Source organism: Marmoricola sp. URHA0025 HA25, from assembly GCF_054059435.1.
This window is the reverse complement of record NZ_JBSSCD010000001.1, coordinates 3722032-3737745: the sequence shown is the minus strand read 5'-3', so window position 1 is coordinate 3737745 and position 15714 is coordinate 3722032. Positions and strand designations below refer to the sequence as shown.

At 67.2% G+C, this 15714-nt stretch carries 17 protein-coding genes and 1 tRNA gene; 11 read left to right on the top strand and 7 right to left on the bottom strand.

Annotated features, from left to right (window positions below; all coding sequences use genetic code 11):
• Window positions 1–152: 152 nt before the first annotated feature.
• Both ACVW00_RS18400 and ACVW00_RS18395 read left to right on the top strand, forming a co-directional pair.
• The gene (locus tag ACVW00_RS18400; RefSeq protein WP_457112342.1) at window positions 153–1244 is read left to right on the top strand and encodes an AraC family transcriptional regulator ligand-binding domain-containing protein; all 1092 of its coding nucleotides are present in this window, start codon (window positions 153–155) and stop codon (window positions 1242–1244) included.
• A 53-nt stretch (window positions 1245–1297) separates the two neighbouring features.
• A complete protein-coding gene (locus ACVW00_RS18395) occupies window positions 1298–1555 on the top strand; it encodes an alpha/beta fold hydrolase (protein WP_457112341.1) in 258 nt (85 codons plus the stop codon).
• Between the two features lie 90 nt (window positions 1556–1645).
• Here ACVW00_RS18395 and ACVW00_RS18390 read toward each other — a convergent pair.
• The 4 genes from ACVW00_RS18390 to ACVW00_RS18375 all read right to left on the bottom strand — a co-directional run bounded on the left by ACVW00_RS18390 (window position 1646) and on the right by ACVW00_RS18375 (window position 3707).
• Window positions 1646–1748: transfer RNA gene (locus ACVW00_RS18390), tRNA-Ser, on the bottom strand.
• A 2-nt stretch (window positions 1749–1750) separates the two neighbouring features.
• Complete coding sequence (locus tag ACVW00_RS18385) at window positions 1751–2875, bottom strand: tyrosine-type recombinase/integrase (protein ID WP_457112340.1); 1125 nt, start codon at window positions 2873–2875, stop codon at window positions 1751–1753.
• Entirely contained in the window at window positions 2872–3084 is a 213-nt protein-coding gene (locus ACVW00_RS18380; protein ID WP_457112339.1) for a helix-turn-helix domain-containing protein, read from the bottom strand. Before ACVW00_RS18380 ends, ACVW00_RS18385 begins: the two co-directional genes overlap by 4 nt.
• Entirely contained in the window at window positions 3063–3707 is a 645-nt protein-coding gene (locus ACVW00_RS18375; RefSeq protein ID WP_457112338.1) for a tyrosine-type recombinase/integrase, read from the bottom strand. Before ACVW00_RS18375 ends, ACVW00_RS18380 begins: the two co-directional genes overlap by 22 nt.
• 212 nt (window positions 3708–3919) lie before the next feature.
• On the opposite strand from ACVW00_RS18375, the gene ACVW00_RS18370 reads away from it, so the two are divergent.
• From ACVW00_RS18370 to ACVW00_RS18350, 5 genes are all read left to right on the top strand, one after another.
• Window positions 3920–5077 (top strand): helix-turn-helix domain-containing protein, encoded by a 1158-nt coding sequence (locus ACVW00_RS18370; RefSeq protein ID WP_457112337.1) that lies wholly within the window; start codon window positions 3920–3922, stop codon window positions 5075–5077.
• A gap of 17 nt (window positions 5078–5094) precedes the next feature.
• A complete protein-coding gene (locus ACVW00_RS18365) occupies window positions 5095–5796 on the top strand; it encodes a creatininase family protein (RefSeq protein WP_457112336.1) in 702 nt (233 codons plus the stop codon).
• Between the two features lie 138 nt (window positions 5797–5934).
• Window positions 5935–6666, top strand: a complete 732-nt coding sequence (locus ACVW00_RS18360) for a DUF2637 domain-containing protein (RefSeq protein WP_457112335.1) — start codon at window positions 5935–5937, stop codon at window positions 6664–6666.
• Between the two features lie 261 nt (window positions 6667–6927).
• Entirely contained in the window at window positions 6928–7218 is a 291-nt protein-coding gene (locus tag ACVW00_RS18355) for a hypothetical protein (RefSeq protein ID WP_457112334.1), read from the top strand.
• Between the two features lie 328 nt (window positions 7219–7546).
• The gene (locus ACVW00_RS18350) at window positions 7547–7912 is read left to right on the top strand and encodes a hypothetical protein (protein WP_457112333.1); all 366 of its coding nucleotides are present in this window, start codon (window positions 7547–7549) and stop codon (window positions 7910–7912) included.
• An 802-nt stretch (window positions 7913–8714) separates the two neighbouring features.
• On the opposite strand, the gene ACVW00_RS18345 is transcribed toward ACVW00_RS18350, so the two are convergent.
• Window positions 8715–9347, bottom strand: a complete 633-nt coding sequence (locus ACVW00_RS18345) for a CoA transferase subunit B (protein WP_457112332.1) — start codon at window positions 9345–9347, stop codon at window positions 8715–8717.
• A complete protein-coding gene (locus tag ACVW00_RS18340; RefSeq protein WP_457112331.1) occupies window positions 9344–10108 on the bottom strand; it encodes a CoA transferase subunit A in 765 nt (254 codons plus the stop codon). Before ACVW00_RS18340 ends, ACVW00_RS18345 begins: the two co-directional genes overlap by 4 nt.
• A gap of 102 nt (window positions 10109–10210) precedes the next feature.
• On the opposite strand from ACVW00_RS18340, the gene ACVW00_RS18335 reads away from it, so the two are divergent.
• Window positions 10211–10984 (top strand): IclR family transcriptional regulator, encoded by a 774-nt coding sequence (locus ACVW00_RS18335; protein ID WP_457112330.1) that lies wholly within the window; start codon window positions 10211–10213, stop codon window positions 10982–10984.
• A 475-nt stretch (window positions 10985–11459) separates the two neighbouring features.
• Window positions 11460–11924, top strand: coding sequence for a hypothetical protein (locus ACVW00_RS18330; protein WP_457112329.1), 465 nt, complete (start codon window positions 11460–11462; stop codon window positions 11922–11924).
• 27 nt (window positions 11925–11951) lie between these two features.
• Here ACVW00_RS18330 and ACVW00_RS18325 read toward each other — a convergent pair whose 3' ends face one another.
• Window positions 11952–12287: a hypothetical protein gene (locus tag ACVW00_RS18325; RefSeq protein ID WP_457112328.1), complete on the bottom strand. Its 336-nt coding sequence runs from the start codon at window positions 12285–12287 to the stop codon at window positions 11952–11954.
• A gap of 398 nt (window positions 12288–12685) precedes the next feature.
• On the opposite strand from ACVW00_RS18325, the gene ACVW00_RS18320 reads away from it, so the two are divergent.
• A complete protein-coding gene (locus tag ACVW00_RS18320; RefSeq protein WP_457112327.1) occupies window positions 12686–13597 on the top strand; it encodes an AraC-like ligand-binding domain-containing protein in 912 nt (303 codons plus the stop codon).
• A 211-nt stretch (window positions 13598–13808) separates the two neighbouring features.
• Window positions 13809–15713, top strand: coding sequence for a hydantoinase/oxoprolinase family protein (locus ACVW00_RS18315; RefSeq protein WP_457112326.1), 1905 nt, complete (start codon window positions 13809–13811; stop codon window positions 15711–15713).
• Window position 15714: the final 1 nt, after the last annotated feature.

The window sequence follows — 15714 nt, the reverse complement described above, 5'->3', positions numbered from 1 at the left end:
GCCGGTCGAGGAGCCGTCTCGTGACCCGGAGGATCGTCGTCCCCGCCAGGTGGCGACTCCACGGGCACGACGACCTCGACTCCGCCGCGGATGTGCAGTTTGCTTTCCGAACTCGGGATTGTGCTTTGCCCTCACACGACGAGGAATGGTCCTTGCGCGACACCGACCTACCCATCCGGGCGTCGGTGCTCGACGGCCTGTCGGCGCTGGTCACCGAGCTCGGCGGCTCGGGCGACGACTTCTTGGCCGCCTACGGGGTCGATGCCCTCACTCCCACCAGTCGCGATGCCTTCATCAGCCTGCGCCTCGTGGAGCGGATCCTGGACGATGCTGCGCACCAGCTCGACGCCTTCGACGTCGGCCTGCGGATGGCTGCCCAGCAGGACCTCAACATCCTGGGTCCGCTTGCGATTGCCATGGAGAACTCCCCCACCGTCGGCGACGCGCTCGAGTGCGCGAACCGCTTCCTTTTCGTGCTGAGCCCCGCCCTTTCCCACGCGGTCGTCCCGGACCCCCTCGGAAACCCGGGGGTCCTCGGTGTCCGCTTCGCCAACAGTCTCGGTGACGGTTGGCCCCAGGGCATCGACTACGGGCTCGGGGTGACGCATCGCGCGGTCGCTCTGGTCGCCGGAGGCGTGCCGTACGGGCTCCGATCGGTCCAGCTGCCGCACGCGCGGCTCGCTCCGGAAAGCGTCTATCGCGACCACTTCGGTGCGGAGGTCGCGTTCGACTGTCCTGATGCGGTCCTGCGCGTGCCGCGGCAGATCATGGACCTGCCGGTGCAGGGAGGCAACCACCTCCTGCTCGACATCGCAATGGACTTCCTCGAGTCGCACTTCAGCGATCGGGCCGTGCCGGTCTCCGAGCTGGTCTCGGTGATCCTGACAGCCCAGCTGGGGCCCGAGCAGCCTGATCTCGCCAAGGCCGCCCGCCTCCTCGATCTCCATCCACGGTCACTCCAGCGCCTGCTCACGTCAGAGGGCGTCGGGTTCAAGGACCTGGTGGACCGGGCGCGCCGTCAGCACGCGCTGGACCTGATCACGACCACCAGGCTCTCGTTCTCGCAGATCGCCGCTCTCGTGGGCATGCGCGAGCAGTCGAGCCTGACCCGTGCGGCACGCCGGTGGTTCGGCATGTCGCCGTCCCAGCTTCGGAGCTCCGGGCGGGGCCCGATGACACCAGCCGGCTCGACCGACCCGATCAGTGCTGAATTCGGCGCGTGGTCGGCGAGGCCCGAGGCGTAGCCGGAATGTCGCGCTGGCCGGAGCCGAACCCTTCACCGAGTGACTACTCGAGGGTGAGCAACGGCCGAGGCGCGGTGCTCGTCCGCAGCATCGAGGGCTTCGACCGGGCCCGGGAGCGCTACCCGCAGGTCTCCGCGCCGGTCACCCTGGTCTACAGCGAGAACGACTGGTCCCGACCCTCCGAACGCGATCGTGTGGCGGACGCGCTGGTCGACGTCCACCGCATCACGCTGCCCCGCACCGGCCACTTCTCCGCGTTGGAGCGCTCCGAGGCGATGGCGCGGATCCTCCTCGACGTGGGCCCGAGCTGAACCAACACCCGCACCGAGCTCGACCACCGTCATCCCGCCTTCGGGAATGGCGAAGCCGCAGGCCAGCGAGCTGACCTGCGGCTTCGTGTGTGGTGGGCAGGGGCGGGGTCGAACCGCCGACCTTCCACTTTTCAGGCAGAACGAAACCGCAGGTCAGAAGGCAGATCTGGAGGTTCGTGCACCCCACGTGCCCCATCACTTGGTCGTTACCGATCTCGGGAGCTTGGCCGCATCGCCATACTCGGCGATCACGCTCAAGGCCTCAGCGATCGCCTCGTCCCGACCGTTGACCGTGTGGAGGTACCTCATCGCGGCAGCCGGTGAGCTGTGGCCGAGTCGCTTCATCAGGTCAGCCAGCGTGGCGCCCGTCGCCGCGGCGAGCGTCTGACCTGTGTGCCGCAGGTCGTGGAACCGAAAGCCCTCCATGCCAAGTCGGTCGCGCGCACGGGAGAACGCCTGGGTCAGCGTGTCGCCCGGCATCGGTCCGCCGCTCCTCGACACAAACAGGCGACTCTCGCCGGCGTGCGTCCGGAGGTGTTGGCGGAGGTACGGGATTACATGAGGTGGCAGCGCCACAGTTCGATAGCCGGCATCGGTCTTGGGCTTGGCATCGAAGCGGGAGCGTGACGAGAGCAACTCGACCTGATTCCGGTGGACACTGACAGTTCCGGCTTCGAGGTCCAGGTCCGCACGGCGCAGCGCCAGGATCTCGCCGCGCCGCAGGCCACCCCAAGCCGCCAGGATGACGGCCGCCTTGTAAGGACCGGGAACCTCGTTGACGAGGGCGGCGACCTGCATCGGCGACGCTACGGTGCGGCGCTTGGCGCGAGTGGTGCCGGCGCCGGGTATCTGGCAGGGGTTCTTGGCCAATATCCCCTCCCGGACGGCGGTGTTGAGGATCGCGCGCAGCAAGCGGTACGACTGGTCGATCGAGGTGTTGCCGCCCTTACCGCGCATCGCGGAGGCGTACCACGTGCGTACCCGCGCCGGGGTCAACGACTTGACGGGTACCTCGGCGAGCGGCGCGAGGTGAATACGCAGGTTGCGCTCGTGTGTCTCTCGCGACCTCGGGCCGAGCCGACGGTTGTCCTCGAGCCACTGCTCGGCGTACTCGAGGAACGGTGTGCTTCCACCCGTTTCATCGAGCCATGTGCCGCGGCTGATGTCGAGCTCGGCTGCGGACAGCCACCGGTCGGCGTCCGTCTTCGTGGCAAAGGTGTGGGGCGCAGTCTGTCGGCTGCCTGAGGGCCCGACGAACGACGCCTGCCAACGACCCGAAGGGAGCTTGCGGATTTTGCCGAAGCGGCGGCGGTTCCTCATCCGACTGCGCTCCTGCTCTGCCAGCCGTCAGGCGGCGTCACGCGCCCCGCCTCGACGAAAGCCTCAAGATCCCGTTCGGCGATTCGTACGTGTCGGCCGACGTGGTGAAAGCAAATCCGGCGCTCGGCGATCAGTCGCCGGACGAACCTCGGTGTCGTGTTGAGGGCGTCCGCTGCCTGGTCGACCGTCAGCAGCTTCTCAAGTGACATGATCGCCTCCGATCTGGGTCGCGCGGCTTCCTGGTCGGCGCGACGGCCGTCCTGCGCACGTCGGCAGCCCTACGCGCCGGATCCAATGGGGGATCGACCTGGCGAATCTGGTTCGTGCTGGTCGGAGCGATGGTGCGACCGAGCCGCTCGCTGATCACAGCTGTCGGGATCCCGGTCTCGATCGCAGCGACGACGTACGCCTGGCGCATCGTCTGAAATGGGACGACGGGTAGACCGGCCTTCTGGCAGTGCCGGTGGAACAGGACCTCGACGGACTTCGGATGCAGCGGCGCTTCGTCCGCCCACACGAAGAGGCGCTTCGAGCGCTGGTCGTCGCCAGAGACGTCCTTGTCCCAGGCGATGACATGTTCGCGGAGCGCTTCGTGGGCATCCGGGTCGAGGGCGTAACTGCGTGCTATGCCAAAGGGCATTTCACGGTGCTTCTCGGCATCGGCAGGACTCGTGCTCAGACGGGTCTCCTGCAGGTCGACGTCTTGTCGTCGAAGGTCGAGCAATCTCTTAATCGGGATCCCAGTTGTCGCGATGAGCATCCAGAGCGCAAAGAACCGGTCGTTGCGAACCTGGTCGACGAAGTCGCCGAGTTGCTGCGGCGTCCACGTCATGGGCTGGAGTGGATGCTTCGGTGTTGTCACAACATCTCCCAAGAGCTTGGTCCTGACGTCGATCGAACACTGCTGATGCGGTCCGCAGAAGATGGCACCGGGTAACAGCGGTGATACCTGGTTATCCACAGGTTCTCGATTGCCACTGGGTTCCTGTCCCCGCCATGTGCTGCACTCAAAGGGCGACGAACCTTCTCGGGACCGGAGCAGCAGTGGAGACACGACTCAAGGCATCACGTCAGGCACGCGGCTGGTCACAGTTGCATCTTGTTGCGGAACTCGAGCGTGCATGCACCGCGCGAGGCATCGGGCCGCCGACCCGCGCAAGTCTGAAGACCCAGGTTTCCCGCTGGGAGAACGGCCATATCGAGCCGGACGACCTGTACTCGTCATTGCTGGCCGAGGTCTACGGCACGACGCCCGCGGACCTGGGGCTGCGGTCGCAGTCAACGCTGTGGGAGCCGCGTGCCGGCGCCCTCGGCCGGCCCTCGGCCGAGCTCGTCGAGTCCCTACGGGGCGTTCTCAACGAGTACACCCGGACTGACAACGCCGTGGGGCCCGGTCACTTGATCGGGCTTTCGGTCCAGCATGTTGTCGAGCTCCAGCAACTGGCGTTGAACGCACGCGGTTCCTTGCGCGGCGAGATTATGGCGCTGTGTTCGCGGTTCGCCGAGTTCGCCGGCTGGCTCTGTCAGGACGCTGGTGATCTTCTGGAGGCCGAGCGCTGGACTGACCGAGCCTTGGACTTCATCGAGGGCTCTGACGACGCGCAGGCCCGAGCCTACTTGCTGATGCGGAAGAGTGCCGTCGCCGCTGAGCGAGGTGAGCCGCTGCGCGCGGTCAACTTGGCCGAGGCCGCGTCGGGGCGAGACGCAGCGCAACTGAACCTCAAGCTGCAGGCCGTGATTGCCCGCCAGCTTGCGATTGCCCATGCATTGAGCGGAAACGCGCCCGAAAGCGACCGCGCGGCCGAGACGGCCGTCGGTCTGGTGGTCACGGACGGCGAGGACACGCCCAACGAGTTGGCGTACTGCACGCCGGCCTACGTGCTGATGGAGACAGGTGCCGCGGCGGCTCGACTCCGCTCGTACGACCTCGCCGCTGACCGACTGTCGGAGGCCGTCTCGAGTTGGCCGGACGGCTTCAGACGCGATCAAGGCTTGGCCGTCGCTCGGCTGGCGATTGTGGAAGCAACCCGAGGCGAGATCGACATCGCGTGCGAACTCGGGAAGCGGGCCCTCGACCTCGCCGCGGTTGCCTCATCCGCGCGGACGCTGGCGCTGCTGAAGAGCCTCGAGAAGAGACTTGCTCGCCATCGTCGGTCTACGGTGGTCACTGAGTTCCGGAGCTACGCGGGCAAGCCGGACTGAGGCGCCGAGGAGGAGAGGTGGACTTCCTGCCCACCGCCACGTCAACCGACGAAGCAGACCGAAGCGCGAGCATTGCCGTCCTCCCCGTAGGGAGCTTCGAGCAGCACGGCAGCCACCTCCCGCTCGCGACGGACGCGATCGTCGCGTGCACTATCGCAAAGGCCGTCAGTGAGCATTACGACCTCATGCTCCTGCCCCCGATCACGATCTCCTGCTCCCACGAGCACAGCGACTTCGCCGGGACCGTGAGCATCAGCGCTCCGACCCTGCACGCCGTCATCCGCGACATCGCTGACTCACTCGAGCGCGGTGGCATTCGCAAACTGATCCTCGTCAACGGTCACGGCGGCAACTACGTCCTCGGCAATGTGGTCCAGGAGGCCAACGTCGGTGCGAGGCGGATGGCGCTCTTCCCGCATCGCGACGATTGGGAGCAGGCCCGCAAGGCGGGGGGGCTGGTCACCTCGAACCATGAGGACATGCACGGCGGCGAGCTCGAGACATCGATCCTGCTCCACGCGGCGCCCGATCAAGTCCGAAATGGTGCGGATGACTGGGTATCTCCGGAGCGCACGCACCTTCATCAGCTCGGCGTTGGTGCCTACTCGCGCTCCGGAATTGTCGGCCGCCCTTCGCTCGCGTCTGCCGACAAGGGCCGCTTGGTGCTCGATGAACTCGTCCGACTCTTGACGGCGCATCTAGAGCACCTGAAGCAGTAGCCGATGGCAGGTGGACAAGTCGGCTCACCAGGCCGATTGTCCACAAGTTCTCGGCGGCCTGCTGTGCAACGGGGCATCAGCTGCTCCACTCGGTTGCCCAGACCGTAAAGAGCAACGCTCGGGAGGTGCTCTGTCACCATGGCAACCGCAGACCACCGTGCTGCACGAACTGCGTCTTTCGGCGTGGGGCTCGTAGCGATCACCGCTGCGGTGATCAGCCTCTCTCATGTCCGCGCTCTGGCTCTGCGAGCCGGCGAGAGCGAGCTGACGTCGTGGCTGCTGCCAGTTTCGATCGACGGTGCCGTCGTGGCTGCCGTTTCGGTGCTGCTGGCCGATTCCCGTGCCGGCCGCCGGCCGGCACCACTGACCTGGCTGCTGCTGGCGCTCGGTCTTGTTGCTTCCCTGGCCGCCAACGTGGCATCGGCGGAGCCAACGGCAACGGCCAGGGCCGTAGCCGCCTGGCCGCCGGTCGCGCTGGCGCTCGGCATCGAGGTTCTTGCTGGTCTCACGCGCCGTAGCGACCGCGAAGCGATTCAGGCGCATGCCGGTGTGCGCCGGTGGGCTGTTTCGGCTAGGACCATTGGGCCGTCCGGCAACGGCAACGGCGTGGTCGCGAGCGGCCGGCCTGCCGACGGCATCTCCGGCAGGCGGCCGGTCAGCCAGTCGGCGAACGTCAGCGCTCAGCCGGCACGCCCTCGGCCTGGCGTAGATGACCGCGCTGCGGTGGACCGGATCCGTGCCCTGGACGCCGCGGCTTCTGGTGGCCGCGCATCGCGTCTGCAGATCCAGAAGGCGCTGGGTTGTGGTGGCTCTCGTGCGGCGCGGTTGGCGGAACTCGCTCGCCGGCCGGTTCCCGACTCGGCCAGCTGAGATCGAGGGCATTCGGTCGGGCCCCGACACACTGTGGCGTGGACCACATCCACACTCCGGTACTACCTCACGGTAACGACTCTCATCGGTTCTACCGTCCATGCACCGGCGCGGGCTCGACCCCGCGCTCCCTCCGACTCTTGTCGATGCGGTCTCCCACGGACCCGCGCCGGTTCCAAGCACGCGGCGGCAGTCTCGCGCCGGGTCGGTTGGAATCCGACTTTAGGCCCGGCAGAGGACGCGGCGCTTAAAGGGATAGGAATGACCACTCGTGGCAGGCGGGAGCGCTTCCTTGCGGTCAACAGCGATGCAGAGCGCCGCGCCCGGTCAGAAGCGCTGGTGGCGGAGATCGCCGACGCGCTAGCTGCTGCGGGCGAATACGTGGCTCGGATCGACGCGCAGCCGACTCAACGCGTCGTCGATTTCAACTGGGCAGCCCGGCAGGCGGGTCGGCGCTTGAGCATTCGCGTGCATGTGGACATGAAGTACTCCAGAGCTGAGCCCGATGGAAAGGCTCAAGTTCGGGTGACCCCACTGAACCCGCCGAGCTAGACCCACTTTCGGACTCCGATACTCAAGGAGCTGAAAGGAGAGGACACACCTTTTGCACCTCCGGTGAACAGGGCCGAATCGGGTCTCCTTCACGCTACGGTTCGGCCGGTCATGCAGGAGGTGTGTTGTCGATCGCTGGCTGCGTTCGGGGAGGGGGAACGTTGGTCGGCTGGGAGTCGGGTAGCCGGTTGAGTCGGGTGGGGCTGATGGCTTGTGGTCGAGCGCGAAAGGTTCGGCGAGAAATGTGGTCGGTGGTGAGCACGAGGGCGGCTCGCAATGTCGTAGGCGGGTGACAGAGTCCGAACCGGATGTGTGAAAGGAACCCCCGATGAGCGAGAAGAGCCAGCGAGCGTTGGTCGCGGAGGCGCGCAGGACCGCGCGTGATGCGCAGACGAAGCGGCGGGCGGACGCGCAAGCCCGGGACAAGCGGATCGAGGACCTCGCGGTGACGGTGATGGTTGCGGTCGCGGAGCGGAACCAGGTGGTCGAGCAGGCCGAGCGGCGCGCGGGGGAGGCGCTGCGGACTATGACCGAGGCTGAGGGGCTGAGCCTGAGCGAAGCGGTCGAGTGGTGCGGGGACGCGCTGGATGAGCGCGAGGCGACCCGGCTGCGGCGGATCGTGCACGAGAAGAAGCGGGCAGCCGTGGCGGCGACGGCAAAGCCGAGCCGCGACCCGGTGACGGCGTCTGTCTGAGTCGGGGGAGTCCGTGCCGGTACGCCGGATGGATGAGGCTGGCGTTGCCGCGCTCGCGGTGGCGCTGGCCGATCCGGTGCGGCCGGCGCGGTACCGGTCGAAGATCGTGACCGTGCCGGGAAACGACTGCATGTGGTGGACCGGAGCGGTCTCGGGCCGGTCGCGCCGGGAGGCGCAGAGCTGGGCACGGGGGGTTCTGGTTCGCGCCGGGGCGAGTGATCATCGCTCACCGGTTCGCGTACGCCGTGGTGCACGGGATCGAGTCGTTGGCAGAGACGCGGCAGCTCGGTGACCGCTGTGACAATCCGCTGTGTCAGCGGATCGCGCCGGGCCATGTCGAGCCGTCGAGCGCGCTGCGCAAACCGGCGCGAGTGGGCGGTGCGCCGCCACGACCTGGGCAGCCCGCTAGGGTCTTTTTCGTAGGTCATCATCACAAGGGCACTTGATGCGGCGCGCCACACACTCGACGCGCCACGGACCGACCAGCTGCTCCCCGGTGACGGTGTCTGACGAGCGATGGACCAGGTTGCCTAGGTCGGGATGATCGCGCTGGACATGGCGTCGACGCACTCCTCGCATCTGTCTCGCAATCAAGGTTCAAAGGCGACGTCCCAGTCTCGGCGCATGTTCAGTGCGCTTCGACCGCAAGCAGTCATTGTCGTACCGAACGACTTTGCGTGGACGCGCCGTTCAGCCTTGAGTTCGCGACTCCAAGAACCTAGCTCGACAACCTGGAACCACTTGTGGGGCTTCAGAGCTCTGTTGTTGCCTACCTTCGCCATGATGGCACCCATTGCCGAAGTCACGTGACCAGGAGTTCGGGCTCGGTCTTCTGGCGGACCTCGTCCTCGGTGACGTCCGGGGCGAGCTCGACCAGGTGCAGCCCGTCCGCCTCCACCTCGATCACCGCGAGGTCGGTGATGATCCGCTGGACGACCTTGCGGCCGGTGTAGGGCAGCGTGCACTCCTCGACGATCTTGTAGGACCCGTCGCGCGCGACGTGCTCCATCAGCACGATCACCCGCTTGGCGCCGTGGACGAGGTCCATCGCGCCGCCCATCCCTTTGACCATCTTCCCCGGGATCATCCAGTTGGCGATGTCACCGGTCTTCGAGACCTGCATCGCGCCGAGGATCGCGGCGTCGATCTTGCCGCCGCGGATCATCCCGAAGGACGTGGCGGAGTCGAAGAACGACGCCCCACGTCGCAGCGTCACGGTCTCCTTGCCGGCGTTGATCAGGTCCGGGTCCTCCTCGCCGGCGTAGGGGTACGGGCCGACGCCGAGGATGCCGTTCTCCGACTGCAGCACCAGCTCGACATCGTCGGAGACATAGTTGGGGACCAGCGTGGGCAGCCCGATGCCGAGGTTGACGTACGACCCGTCGGTCAGCTCCGCGGCGGCCCGGGCGGCCATCTGCTCGCGCGTCCAGCTCATGCCGGTTCCTTCCTGACGATGCGCTTCTCTATCCTCTTGTCGGCGGCCTGCTCCGGCGTCAGTGCCACCACCCGCTGCACGTAGACGCCGGGCGTGTGTACGTCGTTGGGGTCGAGCTCACCCGGTTCGACGAGGTGCTCGACCTCGGCGATCGTGAGCCGGCCGCACATCGCTGCCAGCGGGTTGAAGTTGCGGGCGGAGTCGCGGTAGACCAGGTTGCCGTGCCGGTCGCCCTTCCAGGCGCGCACCAGGCCGAAGTCCGCGACGATCGCCTCCTCCAGGACGTACTCCCGCTCACCGAAGACCCTCGTCTCCTTGGGCGGGCTGGAGACGATCACGTTGCCCTCGGTGTCGTATCGCCACGGCAGTCCGCCCTCGGCCACCTGGGTGCCACCGCCGGTCGCGGTGAAGAACGCCGCGATGCCCGAGCCGCCGGCCCGCATCCGCTCCGCCAGGGTGCCCTGCGGGGTGAGCTCCACCTCGAGCTCGCCGTGGAGGTACTGCCGGGCGAACTCCTTGTTCTCCCCCACGTACGACGCGATCACGCGCCGGAGCCGACCGGAGCTGAGGAGCACACCCAGACCGAAGTCGTCGATGCCTGCGTTATTGGACACGACCTCGAGCTGATTGGTGCCCGCTTCCAGGATCGCCTGGAGCAGCACCGAGGGAATGCCACAGAGACCGAAGCCGCCCACCGCGAGGGCGGCGCCGCTCGGGATGTCAGCGACTGCTGCCGCTGGGGAGTCACTGACCTTATCCATGGAAGAACCCAATGTGATCGTCCGTATGTGGTCAACGACTGACCGTTGAACTGACGCAGATCTCCCGTCAGATGAGTCATTTGAATCTAAGATGTTCACTCAATGGACACCCCAAACGATGTCATCGGTCGCGTCGCAGCGGTCCTGCGTGCACTCTCCGCGCAGGAGCCGAATGGTGCGACGACAGCGGCCCTCGTCCGGGAGGTCGACCTTGCTCGGGCGACCATCCACCGGATCCTGACGTCGCTTACGGCCCAGGGCTTGGTTGATCGTGATGACGCCGGCCGGTGGCTGCTTGGCCCGGAGCTCTACCTGTTCGGCACGATGGCCTCGGGTAGGTACGACCTTCGCAATGTCGCCCGACCTTGGGTGCGCCGCCTCGCGGAGGCAACCGGTGAAAGCGCCTTCTTCTCGACTGTTCGCGGTGACGAGACCGTGTGTCTCCTCCGGGAGGACGGAGCCTTCCCGATTCGTTCGCACGTCTTGTACGAGGGCGTGCGCTTTCCGCTCGGCGTGGTCTCGGCCGGGATAGCAGTGCTTGCTTTCCTTCCTGAAGGTGAGATCGAGGAGTACCTCCGATCACGCGACTTGACCGCGGCCTACGGCGAGTCGCACTCAGCCGGGGCAATCCAGGCCAGGCTGGAGCAAACTCGCAACGTCGGGTGGAGTCTCAACCCGGGCTTGATCGTCCCCGGCAGTTGGGGCATGGCCGCCGCAGTGTTCGCTGGAAACCGGCCGGTGGGCGCCCTGACGCTGACTGGAATTGAAGCTCGATTCGGTCCCGAGAGGGTGCCGGAGCTGGGCGCGCTGCTACTCAAGGCGGCTCACGGCCTGGGTCGAGCAGCACAGGGCGAACAAGCGCCGTCTCGTACTTAGGAATCTGCTCCAGAGTCCCAGAGTGGGCTGAGCAAGGCTTCCCGCCACGCCTCGGGAGCGAGCGGTGTGGGTCCGTTGGCTTCACGAACCTCCCGGATCGCCCGGGGGCATGTGAGTCGCGCGGGAGATTACTTGGATCCCGCCGGTGCTCTGGTCAACGGGACGGGTGTGAATCGACTGGTCGGTCATCTAGTCGGTCATGGCAGACTGCTCCTTGTAACTAATAGAACTAACTGCCAAGATCAGTCTTTCGAAAACCGGCCTCTCTTTGGGCCTGTCGGTCCCGGGACTTCGGAAAGGACGGGCTCTGGTGACGGGTGTGGACAGCCGCGTGCCGGATGCCGCCCGCGCTCACGGGCGGGTTCGCGCTTCGCCCTCGATGCTCTGGTGAGCTGGAATGGCACAGTGACGGGAGAGACGACGAGCAGGACCTGCACCGGGAATGCAACGGTGTTGGTGTTAGCCGGGTGGCTGCGTGACTGAGAGCCCCGAGGCCCCGGCCGCGCCGTCCGCCGCTGGGATGGTCCGGACAGGCGTCTACTGGCAGCGCGAGGTGTACGAGCTGGCGCGGTCGGCGTACATCGCCGACCTCGACGCCGCGCCGGCCGGCCCGGAGTTCTTCGTCGACTGGCTGCGCCAGGCCCTCGAGGAGCACGCGTCCATGGATCCGCGGACCAGAGCTGATTGTGCCGCGCAGCTGCCTGAGGTCACGCCCGGGCGCGGGTTCAACCAGATGTACCCGTTGTCCGCCGAGCTGCTCGAGCAGGTCCGGGAGGCGATTGTCGAGGACCGCAGACAGCTGGGCCGCGCCTCATCACGCTCCGCGTTCGTCCGCGAGGCCGTCCTGGTGGCCGTCGACGCCGCCCGCCGTCGCCGCGGCGGAACTCTGCCGCCTCCGCCTCACCGGCTGCCCAACCGTCGGCCTCGGCGATTCGGCTGACGCTGTCGTCCCAGGTGGCCGATGAGGTCAGATTCGCGCCTGCGTGAGCACCGGGACGACCTGGAATGCCTTCTGTGGGTAGCGGGCGAGCGCCTGCGCATCCGGACAGGAGGCGATGTGATGCCAGTCATCACCCACTACGTCGACGCCGCCGCCGAGCTCGCCGAAGCCACCCGGCCCGCGCTCCGCGATCACGGCCTCGTCGCACCGTCTCGTGCCGTCGTACGACGACTTGCCCAGGACATCGAAGATGGGCTCGCGCCCGACACCGACGACGCGGCCCGCAGCGACCTCATCGCCATCGCGGTCCGCGAGAACCGGATCGAGCCCGTGCCCGCGCAACTGCTTGACGCACTCGGACATGCGGCGACGATGGCGAGCCTCAATTCGGCGGCGGCGGCGGGCGCGGTCGGCACGGGGACTGGTCCGCAGCCCGAGAGTGCCGTGAACGACCGCCACGGTCGTCGAGAGGGACGAGCCCAAACCATTGTCAGCTCCTCCACGGCGGCCCGGAAGGAGCCGGATGCAGGGCCAAGGCTGCAGCGCTTGCCGGCGGGGGAGCGGCGCTGGCTCGCCGGCTCGGCTGACCCATGCGTCCATCGGTGCACCCGAGAGCTGACGCCGAACGCGCCCGGTGCGAGCCGTTCCGTTGAGCGGCACACCGCTTCACTGTGGCCTGGCTCACACTAGGTTGTAGTGAGCGAATCGAGGACCCGACCGTGGATTTGTTCGACACGAGGCAGACCTCCGAGGGAGACCGCATGGCGTTCTGGCTCGAGACCGTTTGCCAGCAGATCCTGCCGGTCAAGATCGACCCTCGGAGCGACGCGCAGCCCAAGGCGGCGATGTCGTGCTCGCGGATGGGCGACCTCGCCGTGCGCGAGGTCGTCGGCGGCGACCACGTCTACGTCCGTGACGACAACGACGTCCGCAAGGGTGACCCCGAGACGGTCCAGATCGGCATTCCGACGCGCGGCAGCTCGATCCTTGTGCAGGACGGCCGTGAGGCCGTGCTGAACAGCGGCGACATGGTCCTCTACGACAGCTCGCGTCCCTTCACGCTCGTCATGGAGGACAGATTCCACTGGCACGTCTTCCTGCTCCCCAAGTTGAAGCTTCGGCGCTCGGACGCCGAGCTGCGAACCTTGACAGCCGTGACGATGCGCGGCGGGGACGGGATTCCCGGCGTCGTCTCCCACTTCCTCCTCGACCTCGCGGCCAGACGTTCCGATCTAGAGACCAGTGCCGCTGCGCCGGCGCTGGGGGAGAACGCCGCCGACCTCATCGCCACCCTTGTTCGCTCCGAGTTCGGAACCCCATGGAACGTGGACCGCCCGGAGGTTGTGCTCCGCCAACAGGTGATGTTGCACATCGAGCAGCACCATCACCAGCCGGACCTGGATCCGACCGCGATCGCCAATGCCATCGGAGTGTCCATCCGAACGCTGCACCAGCTGTTCGTGGGCGACGAGTTGACGGTGATGGAGGCGGTGCGCAAGCACCGGTTGGCGCAGATCCGTCGCGACCTGTCCGACCCGCGCCTCGCGCACCGCTCGATCGGGAGAGTTGCAGCGGCACACGGACTCACCAATGCCACCGTCTTCGCACGTGGGTTCAAGGCAGAGTTCGGCACCACTCCGCGCGAGTTCCGCGCCACCGCGCTGCTGTCCTGACCGCGGGCCCGCGGCACCGCGTCACGGCGGACCACCCCACGACGCACGGTTCGACCTTCAGTGCAGCTCTTTCGACCTGGCGCGCGGCCTTTGGTGCAACGTCTTGTCGCCGTGTGACGGGGGACACAACATCGGCAGTGCGCCGCTCACCTGAGGGCGCGAACCCAGCTCCGCTGCAGGTTCCAGACCACACCGATGGGAGTCCCCAGCGATGTACAACGTTGACATCGACACTGGCGGCACAATGACTGACGGCCTCGTCAGCGGTGAGGGCAAGGTCGTGTCGCTGAAGGTGGAAACCACCCCGCACGACGTGACCATTGCCTTCGTCGACATCCTCGAGGCCGCCCGAGACGAGCTCGGGTTCGACAGCCTTCGTGCCTTCCTGAAGGAGGTCGAGGTCATTCGCTGGTCTTCGACCATCACCTCGAACGTCCTTGCCCAGCGCGTCGGCCCCAAGCTCGGCCTGCTCGTCACCAAGGGTCACGAGCACGACCTGTACGACGCGGCCGCGGCCGGGACCGTCATCGGTTCCCTCGTGTCGGCGGAGGACATCACCGGCATCGGCTCGGACGCCGACGAGCACGAGGTCCGGATGGCCATCAAGTCGCTGCTGGACCGGGGTATCCGCCGTATCAACATCAGCCTGGCCGGCGCTTTCCCCGAGAACTCCTCGGAGATGAGGGTGGTCGAGGCGATCGGTCAGGACTACCCGGATCACTTCCTCGGCTCCATCCCGGCCCTGGCCGGCACCGAGGTCATGCTGCGTCCTGACGACAGCACCCGCACCATCGCGTCCCTCATCAACGCGTACGTGCACCCCTCTCTTGCCTCGACGCTTTACCGGGCTGAGGAGATCGTGCGCGAGCAGCACGGTTGGCAAGGCAACGTCCTGATCGGGCACATCAAGGGCGGGGTTGCGAGGATCGGCAAGACCAAGGCGTTCGACACCATCGAGTCCGGGCCGGTGTTCGGCACCTACGCGTGCGCGAACCGGGCCGCAGAGGTCGGCGACGCGAAGGTGATCGCCATCGACGTGGGTGGAACGACCGCGAAGGCCAGTGCGGTCGAGAACGGTCAGGTCGTGCTGAAGGCCGAGGGGGACCTGTTCGACATTCCCCTGAAGTTCGAGTTCCCGCTCCTGCGTTCCATCGCCCTCGGCGGCGGCTCGGTCGCCCGCGTCGCCGACGGTGTCGTCACACTCGGGCCCGACAGCATGGGTGCCGCGCCAGGTCCTGCGGCCTACGGCCTGGGTGGGCGGAACGCCACGATTACCGACGCATTCGTCGTCGCCGGCTTCGTCAAGCCGGATGGCTTCCTCGGCGGCAAGCGGCAGCTCGACGTGGAACGGGCCGAGAAGGCTCTCCTGAAGCACGTCGGAGAGCCCCTCGGGGTCGACGCCGCCGCCGCCGCGCGAGCAGTCGTCGAGGCGGCCTGGGACGACGTCGCCCGGCTCGCGCGCGAGACGGCCGAGGAGGTCGGATGGGACCCCAGCGAGTGTGTCGTTTACGCCTACGGTGGCAACGGCCCCCTCTTCGTGACCGCCGTGGCAGCGCGACTCGGCGCGAAACGCGCACGCTTCTTCCAGTACGGCAACGTGTTCTCCGCAGTCGGGTCCGCCATCTCTGACGTGGTCCACGTCTACGAGTCCGCGCTCACCGGTGCATCCCGGCTCGAATCCGTCGGAGCTGCACTCGTCGACGAGGCGCACCGTGATCTCCGGGGCGAGGGCTTCGCTCCGGAGCGGGCCACGCTCGAGTGGGAGCTGCGTGCAGGCGAGTCCGCCGCGGCGGGCGAGGGCGGCTCGCCGAGCGCCCTCACCGGAGACGTCGACGGTGAACCGACCTTGGTGAAGCTGACGGCGCGCTACCCGCTCCCGACACTCGAGCAGCCGAAGGTCGCGAACGGTGGCAGCGGCCGGCCGAGCGGCAGCCGCAGCTCGGTCTACGGCACTGACGGGACGATCCACACCTACGCGGCAGCCGACGTCGCTGGTGGTGAGCTGTCCGGTCCCCTGCTGGTGGACGGCGGGTCCTACACGTGGCTCGTGACCCACGGCTGGACCCTCGCCACCGACAACCTCGGCGACGCCGAGCTCACCTGGAAGGAGGCCTGAC

Bases quoted from the DNA above. Each gene is read 5' to 3' on its own strand.
- ACVW00_RS18385 (WP_457112340.1), bottom strand. From the start codon at position 2,875: ATGAGGAACCGCCGCCGCTTCGGCAAAATCCGCAAGCTCCCTTCGGGT.
- ACVW00_RS18380 (WP_457112339.1), bottom strand. From the start codon at position 3,084: ATGTCACTTGAGAAGCTGCTGACGGTCGACCAGGCAGCGGACGCCCTC.
- ACVW00_RS18375 (WP_457112338.1), bottom strand. From the start codon at position 3,707: ATGACGTGGACGCCGCAGCAACTCGGCGACTTCGTCGACCAGGTTCGC.
- ACVW00_RS18360 (WP_457112335.1), top strand. From the start codon at position 5,935: ATGGCAACCGCAGACCACCGTGCTGCACGAACTGCGTCTTTCGGCGTG.
- ACVW00_RS18355 (WP_457112334.1), top strand. From the start codon at position 6,928: ATGACCACTCGTGGCAGGCGGGAGCGCTTCCTTGCGGTCAACAGCGAT.
- ACVW00_RS18350 (WP_457112333.1), top strand. From the start codon at position 7,547: ATGAGCGAGAAGAGCCAGCGAGCGTTGGTCGCGGAGGCGCGCAGGACC.
- ACVW00_RS18345 (WP_457112332.1), bottom strand. From the start codon at position 9,347: ATGAGCTGGACGCGCGAGCAGATGGCCGCCCGGGCCGCCGCGGAGCTG.
- ACVW00_RS18340 (WP_457112331.1), bottom strand. From the start codon at position 10,108: ATGGATAAGGTCAGTGACTCCCCAGCGGCAGCAGTCGCTGACATCCCG.
- ACVW00_RS18335 (WP_457112330.1), top strand. From the start codon at position 10,211: ATGGACACCCCAAACGATGTCATCGGTCGCGTCGCAGCGGTCCTGCGT.
- ACVW00_RS18325 (WP_457112328.1), bottom strand. From the start codon at position 12,287: ATGTCCGAGTGCGTCAAGCAGTTGCGCGGGCACGGGCTCGATCCGGTT.
- ACVW00_RS18320 (WP_457112327.1), top strand. From the start codon at position 12,686: ATGGCGTTCTGGCTCGAGACCGTTTGCCAGCAGATCCTGCCGGTCAAG.
- ACVW00_RS18315 (WP_457112326.1), top strand. From the start codon at position 13,809: ATGTACAACGTTGACATCGACACTGGCGGCACAATGACTGACGGCCTC.